A 13997-nucleotide genomic window follows, 5' to 3' on the forward strand; every position below is an offset into this window, starting at 1 on the left:
TCCAGTAGGTCCGGCAGGTGTACCAGGAACTCCAGGATTAGATGGCGCTCCTGGTCTGGCCGGTCCAGCAGGTCCAGTAGGTCCGGCAGGTGTACCAGGAACTCCAGGATTAGATGGCGCTCCTGGTCTGGCCGGTCCAGCAGGTCCAGTAGGTCCGGCAGGTGTACCAGGAACTCCAGGATTAGATGGCGCTCCTGGTGCTCCAGGATTAGATGGCGCTCCTGGTCTGGCCGGTCCAGCAGGTCCAGTGGGTCCGGCAGGTGTACCAGGAACTCCAGGATTAGATGGTGCTCCTGGTGCTCCAGGATTAGATGGCGCTCCTGGTCTGGCCGGTCCAGCAGGTCCAGTGGGTCCGGCAGGTGTACCAGGAACTCCAGGATTAGATGGTGCTCCTGGTGCTCCAGGATTAGATGGCGCTCCTGGTCTGGCCGGTCCAGCAGGTCCAGTGGGTCCGGCAGGTGTACCAGGAACTCCAGGATTAGATGGTGCTCCTGGTGCTCCAGGATTAGATGGCGCTCCTGGTCTGGCCGGTCCAGCAGGTCCAGTGGGTCCGGCAGGTGTACCAGGAACTCCTGGTCTGGCCGGTCCAGCAGGTCCAGTGGGTCCGGCAGGTGTACCAGGAACTCCAGGATTAGATGGCGCTCCTGGTCTGGCCGGTCCAGCAGGTCCAGTGGGTCCGGCAGGTGTACCAGGAACTCCAGGATTAGATGGCGCTCCTGGCGCTCCAGGATTAGATGGTGCTCCTGGTCTGGCCGGTCCAGCAGGTCCAGTGGGTCCGGCAGGTCCAGTAGGTCCAGCAGGAGTACCAGGAACTCCAGGATTAGATGGCGCTCCTGGTCTGGCCGGTCCAGCAGGTCCAGTGGGTCCGGCAGGTGTACCAGGAACTCCAGGATTAGATGGTGCTCCTGGTCTGGCCGGTCCAGCAGGTCCAGTAGGTCCGGCAGGTCCAGTCGGTCCAGCAGGTGTACCAGGAACTCCAGGATTAGATGGCGCTCCTGGTGCTCCAGGATTAGATGGCGCTCCTGGTCTGGCTGGTCCGGCAGGTCCAGTGGGTCCGGCAGGTGTACCAGGAACTCCAGGATTAGATGGCGCTCCTGGTGCTCCAGGATTAGATGGCGCTCCTGGTCTGGCTGGTCCGGCAGGTCCAGTGGGTCCGGCAGGTGTACCAGGAACTCCAGGATTAGATGGCGCTCCTGGTGCTCCAGGATTAGATGGCGCTCCTGGTCTGGCTGGTCCGGCAGGTCCAGTGGGTCCGGCAGGTGTACCAGGAACTCCAGGATTAGATGGCGCTCCAGGCGCTCCAGGATTAGATGGCGCTCCTGGTCTGGCTGGTCCGGCAGGTCCAGTGGGTCCGGCAGGTCCAGTGGGTCCGGCAGGTGTACCAGGAACTCCAGGATTAGATGGTGCTCCTGGTCTGGCCGGTCCAGCAGGTCCAGTAGGTCCGGCAGGTCCAGTGGGTCCGGCAGGTGTACCAGGAACTCCAGGATTAGATGGCGCTCCTGGTGCTCCAGGATTAGATGGCGCTCCTGGTCTGGCCGGTCCGGCAGGTCCAGTAGGTCCAGCAGGTGTACCAGGAACTCCAGGATTAGATGGTGCTCCTGGTCTGGCCGGTCCAGCAGGTCCAGTGGGTCCGGCAGGTGTACCAGGAACTCCTGGACTAGATGGTGCTCCTGGTCTGGCCGGTCCAGCAGGTCCAGTGGGTCCGGCAGGTGTACCAGGAACTCCAGGATTAGATGGCGCTCCAGGCGCTCCAGGATTAGATGGTGCTCCTGGTCTGGCCGGTCCAGCAGGTCCAGTGGGTCCGGCAGGTCCAGTAGGTCCAGCAGGTGTACCAGGAACTCCAGGATTAGATGGCGCTCCTGGTCTGGCCGGTCCAGCAGGTCCAGTAGGTCCAGCAGGTGTACCAGGAACTCCAGGATTAGATGGCGCTCCAGGCGCTCCAGGATTAGATGGCGCTCCTGGTCTGGCCGGTCCGGCAGGTCCAGTAGGTCCAGCAGGTGTACCAGGAACTCCAGGATTAGATGGCGCTCCAGGCGCTCCAGGATTAGATGGCGCTCCTGGTCTGGCCGGTCCGGCAGGTCCAGTAGGTCCAGCAGGTGTACCAGGAACTCCAGGATTAGATGGCGCTCCTGGTCTGGCCGGTCCAGCAGGTCCAGTGGGTCCGGCAGGTGTACCAGGAACTCCTGGACTAGATGGTGCTCCTGGTCTGGCCGGTCCAGCAGGTCCAGTGGGTCCGGCAGGTCCAGTGGGTCCGGCAGGTGTACCAGGAACTCCAGGATTAGATGGCGCTCCAGGCGCTCCAGGATTAGATGGTGCTCCTGGTCTGGCCGGTCCAGCAGGTCCAGTGGGTCCGGCAGGTGTACCAGGAACTCCAGGATTAGATGGTGCTCCTGGTCTGGCCGGTCCGGCAGGTCCAGTAGGTCCGGCAGGTGTACCAGGAACTCCAGGATTAGATGGCGCTCCTGGTCTGGCCGGTCCGGCAGGTCCAGTAGGTCCAGCAGGTGTACCAGGAACTCCAGGATTAGATGGCGCTCCTGGTCTCGCAGGTCCGGCAGGTCCAGTGGGTCCGGCAGGTCCAGTGGGTCCGGCCGGCGTACCAGGAACTCCAGGATTAGATGGCGCTCCTGGTCTGGCCGGTCCGGCAGGTCCAGTGGGTCCGGCAGGTCCAGTGGGTCCGGCAGGTGTACCAGGAACTCCAGGATTAGATGGCGCTCCTGGTGCTCCAGGATTAGATGGCGCTCCTGGTCTGGCCGGTCCGGCAGGTCCAGTGGGTCCGGCAGGTCCAGTAGGTCCGGCAGGTGTACCAGGAACTCCAGGATTAGATGGTGCTCCTGGTCTGGCCGGCCCGGCAGGTCCAGTGGGTCCGGCAGGTGTACCAGGAACTCCAGGACTAGATGGTGCTCCTGGTCTCGCAGGTCCTGCAGGTCCAGTAGGTCCAGTAGGTCCAGTAGGTCCGGCAGGTCCAGTAGGTCCGGCAGGTATACCAGGAACTCCAGGATTAGATGGTGCTCCTGGTCCAGTGGGTCCAGTAGGTCCAGTAGGTCCTGCTGGTGCTCCTGGCCTTCCTGGTCTATCCGTTCAAGTAGGTCCACAACTGGCTTATATAATTGCAACAGAGGATGCTCCTGCAGGTTTCTTCCCTGGAGAAGTAGTTTTGTTTGCTGGTACTGCAGCTCCTCCAGGATTCTTATCTCTTGAAGGTCAGTTGCTACCGATCGCTGGAAACGAATCTCTATTCCGGGTATTAGGAACTTTATATGGTGGTGATGGAGTCACTAACTTTGCTCTTCCGAATCTAATAAATGTTAGTCCTGTTGGCCGACCTACAAGTGTAGAAGCTGTTCCTGCAGCCGGCGGTCCTACACTGTTAGTGGATTTAGGAAATGGCAATATAGTACCTGCTAACACTGTATTTGGAGATGTTGTAACTAATACAGGGGAGCTTGTAGACCTCACAGATCTTCAAACTAACGATGTAACGTTGCTCCAACAATTGCAGATATTGCAAGAAGAAGCACTGATTGTAAATGACATGATAGAAGAAGGTGGAGAGCTAATGACCTTTGAAGGAGAGGCACCACCAGAGGCACAAGCAGAGGCACCACCCCTATTCGTTCAACCTACTACTACAAATTGATGTGTTTGAGACTTGACAGTTGAGTTTTATCTCAACGTTGGTTGAAGACCCGCGCTCTCCCGAAGGGGAGCGTCGGGATGTTTGCGCAGTATTCCGCAGGAAAAACCAATCAATTTTGCGGTGTATGCCAATAGTGTGTTAGAGTTAAAACTTGGCTGCTGGGCTAGCAGTGTCAGTCTGTGGAGCGCGCCTTTAGACCGAAAAGAGGCGAGGGCCTTGGAGGCTGGTGCATTGTTAGCGCAGCTCCTCTGCAAGAGGCAGCAGAAAGACCTAAGAGCGCGATGGTTAGGAATCCCGCGCTTTCACGCAAGTGCAGCGTCGGGAGGATGTCAATAGTCAATTCTCATAAATGAATAAAAAAAAGACCTTGTGGGTATTAGAAACCTGCAAGGTTTTTTTTAGTAAAAAATTAGAATCTGAATTCTAGCGGTTTTCACAAAGGTAGACTAAAGTAAAAACTATAGATATACCTGAAGTTTAATAAGTTGCAGAAATAGTTGTATTCTATATTAATGAGGACTGCTGCTTTTTGGCATAGTGGTGATCGCGGTAGTGTTGCGTAGGAATATCGCTCTTTTTTCTTCACCTTCATGATACGCACTCCGATGCTACCGGACTTGATATGACTGGTTTGAACTGAAGATTGCTATTCCCTAATCAGTTTACAATAATACTTAATGGAAATTATAGCCAAAATTTGGAGGCAAAAATTCATGTTAGATACAATTGTATTGGGTGGTGGATGTTTCTGGTGTGTAGAATCCGTCTTTCTTTCTGTAGCAGGGGTTAAAGAGGCAGAATCTGGTTATGCTGGAGGAAATACTAAGAATCCTGACTATAGATCTATATGTTCTGGAAAAACAGGCCATGCTGAGGTAGTAAAAGTCACTTTTGACTCTGAAAAAATATCACTGCGTGAAATATTAGAAATATTTTTTGTGACTCACGACCCCACAACACTTAACAGACAGGGGAATGATGTTGGTACTCAGTATCGTTCAATTATTATGTGTCACTCCCAAGAACAAAAAGATATTGCTCAAGAAGTTATTTCGACTTTGGATAATAATGGCACGTTTAATAATCCGATCGTTACTGAAGTGGTTGATTTGAAGGAATATTATAGAGCTGAGGAGTACCATCAAAACTATTTTAACAAGAATCCTAATCAACCTTATTGTGTATTTTCCATTCCTCCAAAGTTGCAAAAACTCAAGAAATATTTCCCAGATAAGGTATCTGCATAAAGAGTTTTCGTATTCTTATTAAGAATAAGTTTGGCGATCATAGGTTGGGAAAAGTGAACTTTCTGTTTTACTGTGTTCTACCCAAGCTATACTAAATTATGAGGCGTTGCTGATGGGTTGCTATGATTTTTCTTTAATGGCAATTTAGGGACGGATCGCGCACGCGAATCACTGAACTATTAACTGAAAAGGATTTTAGATTTTGCCAAATTGAGGTTTCATAGCTTGATTCAGCAACGCCAATTATCATTAATTAACTAAAATAGTGCTTTCTTTGATTAATTGTTAAACACACGATTAAAGAAAGGTATTATTTGAGACCAAGCTGAAGTAGTTGCAGCAGAGTCATAACGATAACCGTCATCACGCATGAAAGTATGCTCCGCTTCATATAAGAAAATTTGATGAGCTATACTCCCTTGTTCCAAAGCTTGAGCTAAGGTTTGGCGATCGCCTTCTGGTGTATGACGGTCTTGAGTACCGAATACTATGAGCATCTCACCTTGAATTTCATTCACTCGTTTAATTGTATCAGCAACTCCCTGACCTAACTTACCACTGGGAACACCAGTCGGGTAACAACAAACTGTGGCTTTTATCTCTTTTTCAAAAGCAGCGCGAAATGCTAAATGCCCACCAATACAAAAACCCATAGCACCTATTTTATCCTCAGCAACTGAACTTTCTGTTTTGAGAAATTCGATCGCAGCTCTGGTATCCGCATCATATTCAGCTATTTTAGTTCGACGTGCATTGTCATTACCCCGCATTCTCCCCAGGTCATCTGGCTCAATAACGAAACCAACTGGCTCAGTACGATGAAAAATTTCTGGGGCAGCTACTACATAACCATAACCAGCTAAATAATTAGCTAGACGAATTATCGGACTTCCTAATTGATAGATATCACTGTAGAATACAATACCTGGATATACTCCGTCTGGTTTGGGAGTTACTACATATACACGCATTAAACTATCATCAACTCTTAACTCGATGTTACGTTTAGTAATTTGCACCTATTATCTCCATTATTGTCTTGAGGAATTTTTCTACAATACAGCTTAACTTTAGCAAAATTATGTAATTTCTAGGGGATACTTACTTGATAACATCTATACTTTGAAGGCTTGTATTGCTTACACGTTAGACTATAGGTGATTTTATGGATCTACTTTTGCGACAATTTATTCTCAAAAAATTTTCCGGAAAAATTCAGTATTTTCTAGGTTGATTTTTGCTGATTTTTAGTCAACAATAGTCTTAATGAAGTTAAACAGCAATGAAAATAATAATTCATTGTAATGAAACTATAAATTTTCAACATTAATTTAGATTTCAAGGAGCTGGCCGTGAATTCACTTAAAATCAATCAAAATTTTTTTCAATTAGGACTATTGACACTTGGTACATTTGCCTTATTAACTTTAACTTCTTCATCTAAAGCTTTAGCTTCTAACCCAAAAAAAATTGACAACAAATCTATATTACTTGCTGAAGCATCCCGTGAAGAGTGGCGTATTTGCGAGAAAAAAGGAGAAAATTGGTCTGAGGTAAAATACTTTGAATCTAAAAATTATTTTGCTAATATTTGTCGTAGTGGTAATGGTCAATTAACTTTAGTAGCTGGTGCAAAATCAAATCCTAGTAAACTTTTAGAATTACCTGTGAGTGGTGAACAAGGATATTTAGCCATTGATGGAAGTAAAACTTTTATGATAGACAATAGTCATTTTAGTATGGCTATAAACGGAATGGTTGTTAGGAAAGAACAAGTAACTTACAGAGGAGAGTAAATTTACCAACTCCTTGATTAAAGAAGAGATATTTTCACAATTATCTCTAAGTTATTATGGCATTGTTTGTAGTTCATAAAAATTCATAATTTAGTTAAATATTACTCTTGATCAAAGGCTAAATTACTGAATTAAATAGAATATTTCTGTCTCTAAAAATTTAGCAAGTTATCTGGGTGCAACTTATCAGTCATCAGTCATCAGTTAATATTTTTTAATATTTTTAACAGGTTCGTTTCACACCCTGACACTTCTGGTTGCAAAGCGGGTAGTTTACCTGGATGGGGGGTATGTAGACTCCGATATTCTTCCCTTCGGGATATCTCATTATAATAACTGATAACTGTTCACTGATTCACTAAACCCATCCTGACAAGTGTTAAACCACAACTAACTGCTTGACTTCTCCTGTCAAACTAAAAGGACGTACTTCAGTAATTTTCACCTTGACTAACTTACCCTTCAACTCATTAATATCCCCCTCAAAAAATGTCAGACGGTTGCCACGGGTACGACCCATAACTTGAGCAGCATTTTTGTGGTTAGTACCTTCAACCAAAATTTCTTCCGTACGACCCATATAACGTTGCGATCGCTCTGCTGCTTTCACACCCACTAAATGATTCAACCGTTGTAGTCTATCTGCTTTCACCTCCTCACGCAGTTGATTTTCCCATAAAGCTGCTGGAGTTCCTGGTCTAGGAGAATAAGCGGCAGTATTCAACTGGTCGAACCCAATATCCTCGACTAACTTCAGGGTATTCTCAAATTGTGCCTCAGTTTCTCCAGGAAAACCTACTATTGCGTCAGCACTAATAGAAGCATCTGGCATCAGTTCCCGAATTTTATCAATAATTCGACGATATTTCTCATGGGTGTAACCTCTTGCCATCGCCTTCAATAATTCATTATCTCCAGACTGAAAGGGAATATGGAAATGTTCGCAAACCTTGGGCAACTCAGCACAAGCTCTAATTAAACGTTCTGTGAAATAGCGGGGGTGACTTGTAGCAAAGCGAATGCGTTCAACACCGGGTACATCATGCACATAATAAAGTAAATCTGTGAATGTGTGTTTATTGCGTCCTTCTGCTGTCACTCCCGGTAAGTCGCGTCCATAAGCATCAATATTTTGCCCTAACAATGTTATTTCTGGATAACCTTGTTGCCCTAACTCTTCCATTTCAGCACGAATAGCTTCGGGATAACGAGACTGTTCTCTACCTCTGACACCAGGAACAACACAATAGGTGCAATGTTCGTTACAACCATAAATTATATTTACCCAAGCAGTGACTTTGCTATCCCGTCTGGGTTTGGTAATATCTTCCACAATGTGAATGGGTTCAGTAGCGACTACTTGGTTGCCATTGAATACTTGTTCTAATAAGTCTTGCAAGCGGTTAGCGTGTTGAGGTCCCATAACTAAGTCTAATTCGGGTACTCGTCGCAGGAGTGCTTCTCCTTCTTGTTGAGCAACACATCCAGCAACAATGAGAGTGAGGTCTGGTTGTTGGTGTTTGCGTTTTGCTTGTCTACCTAGATAAGAGTAGACTTTTTGTTCGGCATTGTTGCGAATGGTGCAGGTGTTGTATAGAATGATGTTGGCATCGTTGGGGTCATCTGAAGAGATGAGGCCCATATTATCTAGGATACCTGCCATGCGTTCAGAGTCAGCTTTGTTCATTTGACAGCCGAAAGTAGTAATGTGATAGCGACGGGGAGTTGTGGTCATAATAAACTAATGGAATAAAATGATATTATACAAGAGTTTAATATTATATCATAAATTGGTTGGTTTTAGGGAGGCGATCGCTTGCCTAAATTTCTAGATTAACTCCTCAAACCTGCACAAATAAAACCACTCCAATATATCGGATGGGCGAAAGGATATTCCTCTTTGCTTTTTTGCTTTAGGTCTTCAATTGTTTTGCCAATGCGATTGTAAATTTTACCTTGCTCTTTCCATTTTTTATCCCACTCTTTATATTCCGGGGAATCTTGGGGGTGACTGTCCCGCTGCTTTTTTGTTTCTCGCCTCCGTTTGCCAGCTTCCTTGAATTTCTCTTTTAGTGTTTTCTCCAAATCCTCTCTATACTGCTCCTCAAACTCCTTGCCAGTCAACTGTCGTAATTTCTGTTGAGCGAGTTGCAATGCTTGGGGACGATTTTTACCTCCCTGGCGCAGTTGATGGTAAAATACCGAAAATAAAGAAGTGGCTAAATCATCCACCGACCAAAGGCTACTAACTGCTCCCCTAGCGCCAGCACATAAAAACCCTGTGTTTAAGGTCATCATGTTATCGCTGATGTCTGTGCTTCCGAGGTTGGTTTCACAACAAGACAGGAACACTTCATCTAAATCCGGGAAACGGAACGCCGGAGATAATAGCAGTCCCAGGGTTATTCTGCCATCAGCTAAGATGAGGGCAGATTCGAGGTTGTTGTCCAGGCGAGATTGAGCATGGTGGGTTGATAGTAACCGTTGCACTTGGGGCAAGAGTTTTTTGTACTTGCTGACAGTGCCTTGACTGCCTTGGAGATATTGGCTATCGGCAACTTGGTACATTTCGGCAACTTGTCGCCCTTCGTAGCTGGAACAGGGTAGGTCTTGGGTAGTGTTTTCAACAATGCCGTAGGTGGGAGAACTGGTTGCCAGGGGTGGACGCTGGTGGCAGAAGTCGAGAACTTGACAGCTTGCCTGGGTGCGGATGAGGAATTTGTCGCCGAAATAGTGGTTGTCTGCCAGGGGTAGGGCAGCAAAGGGGATTTGATGCAGGTATAAATGAGGGATGAGGATTAGTTCTTGGATGTCGTCTAATTTCTCTACTAATTTATCTAATTGCAACCGCTGACTGATTTCTGCAAGTTTTGAGGGCATCTGTTGACGCCAGTCATCAGTGGTAACGTAAGGTTCTAACCAGTTGTAGATCAACCAGATTTGTAACTCGCCCCCACCTTGCCCTGGACAGCTATGAACATCAACTCCACTGCGACGGACGATGAAAACGTAGGTGTCGTCGTTGGTGCTGTAAAAGCTGAGGATGGCGGTGGTCTCGTCTTCTATGAGTTGCTGCAATTTGGAAAATTCCAAGGGGGCAACTTGAATACCTTCCGCCAACACTCGGTCGAATTTGCGAATGTGACGGTAAACTTCCTGCTTTTCAGCTTCTAATTTGGCTATGGCTTCACTTTTAGCTTCCAAAGCAGCACGTTGGCGGGTAGCGGTGGCAGCATCCCTGGTTTCTCGGTTATCTTGGGATTGCTTGGAAGACCTCAAGCGCTCTATTTGCTGTTCCAAAGATTCAAATTGCTGCAACAGTTCCTCGGCTTCCGTGGTAATTTCTCCTTTGTGGTAAAGGTCTTTACTTGCCATGAGGTCAACTAACTGCCGACTGCGAGAACGTTCGACGTATGCAAAAGCTTGGGAGTATTGCTGGAGGTTGACGAAGCATTGAACGATGTTTTTGTAAACGCCGAGCGCTTCTTCGAGGATTTGTTGGCGGCGATCGTCGTCTTTTGACCAACTACGACTGAGTTCCACTGCGGTTATGGCTTGTTTGTAGGCATCTACGGCAGACTGCCAGTTGCCTTCCTTGAAGTGGAGTTCGCCTAAACTACGGGAAGTGTTGAGACACATAGCAGGATTCGCTGCTGGGGTGTAAACTTCCAGAGCATTGTGGAAGGAAGCGATCGCCAACTCCAGATTTTCGGCCCTATCTCCTTTAATTCTGTCTCTGTAAGCAGCACCCAAATTATTCTGAGTTCTTGCCCAGTCGTTGCGAAAAGCAGCTTTTGTATAAACCTCCAGAGTATTTTGGAAGGCAGCGATCGCCAACTCCAGATTTTCAGCCCTATCTCCTTTGATTCTGTCTCTGTAAGCAGCACCCAAATTATTCTGAGTCATTGCCCAGTTCCAAGGGAAACCATCTTTGGTGCAAACTTCCAGAGCATTTTGGAGGGCAGCGATTGCTAACTCGAGATTTTCGGCCTTTTCTCCCTTGATTCTCTCTCTGTAAGCATTCCCTAAATTAATCTGAGTCATTGCCCAGTTCCAAGGAGAAGTTACTTTAGTGTAAACTTCCAGAGCATTTTGGAGGGCAGCGATCGCCAATTCCAAATTTTCGGCCTGGTCTCCCCTGATTCTCTCTATGTAGGCATTTCCCAAATTAATCTGAGTCATTGCCCAGTTCCAAGGAGAAGTTACTTTAGTGTAAACTTCCAGAGCATTTTGGAGGGCAGCGATGGCTAACTCCAGATTTTCTGCCCTGTCTCCTTTGATTCTCTCTCTGTAGGCATTCCCCAAATTAATTTGAGTCATTGCCCAGTCCCAAGGGAAACCATCTTTGGTGTAAACTTCCAGAGCATTTTTGCAGACAGTAATCGCCAATTCCAGATTTTCAGCTCTGTCTCCTTGTATTCTCTGGAAATAGGCATTGCCCAAATTAATCTGAGTCATTGCCCAGTTCCAAGCGGAAGCATCTTTGGTGTAAACTTGTATGGAATTTTGGTAGGCAGCGATCGCCAATTCCAGATTTTCTGCCCTGTCTCCTTTGATTCTCTCTATGTGGGCATTGCCCAAATTAATCTGAGTCATTGCCCAGTTCCAAGGGAAACCATCTTTGGTGTAAACTTCCAGAGCATTTTTGCAGGCAGCGATCGCCAATTCCAGATTTTCAGCTCTGTCTCCTTGTATTCTCTGCAAATAGGCATTGCTCAAATTCATCTGAGTCGTTGCCCAGTCCCTAGGGGAAGCATCTTTGGTGTAAACTTCCAGAGCATTTTGCCAGGCAGCGATCGCCAACTCCAGATTTTCGGCTCTGTCTCCTTTAATTCTCTCAGAGTAGGCTAAACCAAAATTTATCTGAGCCCCTGCCCAGTCGTTAGGAAAAGCTTCTTGGGTGCGTACTTCCAGAGCATTTTTGCAGGCAGCGATCGCCAACTCCAGATTTTCAGCCCTGTCTCCTTTGATTCTGTTAGAGTAGGCTGAACTCAAATTCATCTGAGTCATTGCCCAGTCACTAGGGAAGGCTTCTTTAGTATGAACTGAAAGAGCATTTTGGTAGGCAACAATGGCTAATTCCAAATTGTCGGCTCTGTCTCCTTTGATTCTGTTAGAGTAGGTTAAACCCAAATTCATCTGAGTCATTGCCCAGTCACTAGGGAAAGCATCTTGGGTGCGTACTTCCAAAGCATTTTGGTAGGCTGCGATCGCCTTTTCTAGATTTTCTGCGATGTCTCCTTTAATTCTGTCAGAGTAAGCATTGCCCAAATTATTCTGAGTCGCTGCCCAGTCTTTGGGGAAGGCTTCTTTAGTGCGAACTTCTAGGGCATTTTGGTGGGCAGCAATAGCCAATTCCAAATTTTCTGCCCTGTCTCCTTTAATTCTGTCAGAGTAGGCTGAACCCAAATTAGCCTGAGTATCTGCCCATTTGTTGGGGAAGGCTTCTTTAGTGCGAACCTCTAGAGCATTTTTGCAGGCAGCAATAGCCAATTCCAGATTTTCTGCCTTGTCTCCTTTGATTCTGTTTTGGTAGAAAATAGCCAAATTATTCTGAACTGCTGCCCATTTGTTGGGGAAGTAACCTTTCGCGTACACTTCTAAGGCATTTTGGTAGGCAGCAATGGTTAATTCCAAATTTTCTGCCCTGTCTCCTTTGATTCTCTCAGAGTAGGCTAAACCCAAATTAGTCTGAGTCGCTGCCCATTTGTTGGGGAAGGCTTCTTTAGTACGAACCTCTAGGGCATTTTGGTAGGCAGCAATAGCCAATTCCAGATTTTCTGCCCTGTTTCCTTTGATTCTATATCCGTAGGTTAAACCCAAATTATTCTGGGTATCTGCCCATTTGTTGGGAAAAGCTTCTTTTGTGCAAACTTCCAGAGCATTTTGGTAGACTACAATCTCTAACTCTATATTTTCTGCTGCGGCTTTGTCGTCTCCCTCTGCTTTCAGTTGTTTGACTAGAGAACAGTAAGCATTACCTAAATTATTCAGGCAGAAAAGTTCTCCCTCCAAGTCTTTCAACTCCCTACAGATAGTTAAAGACTGTTGATGAAATTCAACCGCCTGCTCATGCTGCCCCAAAGAGTCGTACATCTCACCCAAAAGACCTAGAGAGCTTGCCTCCCCTTCACGATCTTTGAGTTCCCGCTTGATTTCTAAACGCCGTTCCAAGAACTCTATTGCCCGATCGTATTGCTTTAGGGAATTGTACGCCAGACCTAGATCGGTTACGGAATCATCCTCCCCTTTCAGGTCTTTAAGTTCTCTGCTGATAGTTAAACGCTGTTGATAAAATTCAATCGCCTTTTCATATTCACCCAAAGAACGATAAGTGCTGCCCAGTGTCTCCAAAGAGTATGACTCCCACCAACGATTTTTAATTTCTCTTGCAGCAACCAAAGATTTTTGTTGGCACTCCAAAGACTTCTCGTGTTGTTGCAAAGACTGATAATTAAGAGCTAAATTCCAGAGAGAAACAAATTCTCCACAACGATCTTTAATTTCCCTGCCAATAACCAAGCATTTTTGATGATAAGCGATCGCCCCTTCGTATTCTCCTAAACTTCTACAAACATTACCCAAACCATTAAAAGCATCAGCCTTCCCTTTAGCATACCCGATCGCCTCAGCAATACTCAAAGCATTTTGATGATAAGCCTTTGCGTCCTCTTGTTTTCCCAAAAAATTATCTACCGTTCCCAAACCATTAAGCGCATCAACCTCTCCCTGACTATATGCAATTTCCCTAGCAATAGCCAAAGATTCCCGATGCAGAGCGATCGCCCTTTCATTCTCGCCCAAACACCGACAACTTTTACCCAAACCATTGAGTGCATCAACCTCTCCTTGACAGTCTGAAAGTTCTCGATATATGGTTAAACTCAGTTCGGAAAATTGTAGCGCTTCAGAAAACTGACTAATTTCATATTCGCGCCTCCCCATTTGACTCAAAACATCCGCAGTTTCCTGCCTGACAACCGCCTCTCTCTCAGAACTTCCCAACACCTCCCCCACTTGCAGCGCCAGACTTAACAGGGAATTTGCCTTGTCCCAATTTTTATTATCCCTCAAATTTTCCGCCTCCTCTGCCATTACCTCCAATAACTCCGGCGTAGCTAGCTCTTGGTGGCCGTTTAAAACCTCCTTAAATTCTGCCCCACTGGTAGAACCCCTCGGACAATTGAGCAATTCTATAATCAACATTAAATAAGCTTGTTGCCCTTGAGATGCTTTTTCAGCCTTTGGTTCCCCAAATCCTTTTGCCATAATTTTTGATGAATTTATAGTTGAATAAAATAGTAATTTTTAAGCATT

At 46.5% G+C, this 13997-nt stretch carries 6 protein-coding genes; 3 read left to right on the forward strand and 3 right to left on the reverse strand.

Translation table 11 applies throughout. The annotated features are described in order from the left end of the window. The coding region (locus tag F6K23_RS02465) for a hypothetical protein (RefSeq protein WP_293150195.1) at window positions 1-3637 on the forward strand (3637 nt) is incomplete at its 5' end. 713 nt (window positions 3638-4350) lie between these two features. Beyond that, window positions 4351-4884, forward strand: a complete 534-nt coding sequence (msrA, locus tag F6K23_RS02470; RefSeq protein ID WP_293062660.1) for a peptide-methionine (S)-S-oxide reductase MsrA — start codon at window positions 4351-4353, stop codon at window positions 4882-4884. Between the two features lie 278 nt (window positions 4885-5162). Here msrA and F6K23_RS02475 read toward each other — a convergent pair whose 3' ends face one another. Then, window positions 5163-5903 (reverse strand): dienelactone hydrolase family protein, encoded by a 741-nt coding sequence (locus F6K23_RS02475; RefSeq protein ID WP_293150197.1) that lies wholly within the window; start codon window positions 5901-5903, stop codon window positions 5163-5165. Between the two features lie 333 nt (window positions 5904-6236). On the opposite strand from F6K23_RS02475, the gene F6K23_RS02480 reads away from it, so the two are divergent. Further along, window positions 6237-6680, forward strand: a complete 444-nt coding sequence (locus F6K23_RS02480; RefSeq protein ID WP_293150199.1) for a hypothetical protein — start codon at window positions 6237-6239, stop codon at window positions 6678-6680. 379 nt (window positions 6681-7059) lie between these two features. Here the strand turns inward: F6K23_RS02480 and miaB are convergent, their stop codons facing one another. Both miaB and F6K23_RS02490 read right to left on the reverse strand, forming a co-directional pair. Beyond that, entirely contained in the window at window positions 7060-8415 is a 1356-nt protein-coding gene (gene miaB / locus F6K23_RS02485; RefSeq protein WP_293150200.1) for a tRNA (N6-isopentenyl adenosine(37)-C2)-methylthiotransferase MiaB, read from the reverse strand. A gap of 98 nt (window positions 8416-8513) precedes the next feature. Then, the gene (locus F6K23_RS02490; RefSeq protein ID WP_293150202.1) at window positions 8514-13949 is read right to left on the reverse strand and encodes a tetratricopeptide repeat protein; all 5436 of its coding nucleotides are present in this window, start codon (window positions 13947-13949) and stop codon (window positions 8514-8516) included. Between the last annotated feature and the right edge of the window lie 48 nt (window positions 13950-13997).

Origin of the sequence: Okeania sp. SIO2C9 (assembly GCF_010672455.1) — a bacterium.
Classification (GTDB): Bacteria; Cyanobacteriota; Cyanobacteriia; order Cyanobacteriales; family Microcoleaceae; genus Okeania.

Excerpts from the sequence above, each read along its gene's own strand:
- msrA (WP_293062660.1), top strand. The coding sequence starts at position 4,351 with ATGTTAGATACAATTGTATTGGGTGGTGGATGTTTCTGGTGTGTAGAA.
- miaB (WP_293150200.1), bottom strand. The coding sequence starts at position 8,415 with ATGACCACAACTCCCCGTCGCTATCACATTACTACTTTCGGCTGTCAA.
- F6K23_RS02490 (WP_293150202.1), bottom strand. The coding sequence starts at position 13,949 with ATGGCAAAAGGATTTGGGGAACCAAAGGCTGAAAAAGCATCTCAAGGG.